Genomic DNA, 268 nt, shown 5'->3' with positions numbered 1-268 from the left:
ACACCCTGTTTTTATAAGACAGGTTACCGGTTACGGCCTTAACATTCCAGAACTGTCTTACCCCCGTCTTCCTCATAAACGGAAGCAGGTTCAATAACTTCCCGTTGAAGTTGTGCTCAATATTCACGCCTACATATTCATCACTGAAGAATTCATATTTATTCATCAGGCTGAACGCTTCTTTGTTGTAGTAATAGGTTTCGTTACCCGGATGTACCTGCAATAACATAAAAGGAAGTTTGTCTGCAAAGATCTTCCCTGCATACAC

General features: G+C 41.0%; 1 protein-coding gene. It reads right to left on the bottom strand.

Going from position 1 to position 268, the window contains the following annotated elements; translation table 11 throughout:
• Positions 1 to 268 (bottom strand): hypothetical protein (locus CVH10_RS26880; RefSeq protein ID WP_219924934.1); only part of this gene is annotated, 268 nt, incomplete at both ends.

The organism is Halomonas sp. ND22Bw (genome assembly GCF_003011945.1).
In the GTDB taxonomy this organism is placed as follows: domain Bacteria; phylum Pseudomonadota; class Gammaproteobacteria; order Pseudomonadales; family Halomonadaceae; genus Halomonas; species Halomonas halophila.
The sequence above is the reverse complement of the archived record's forward strand: the minus strand, read 5'-3'. Positions and strand labels throughout refer to the sequence as shown.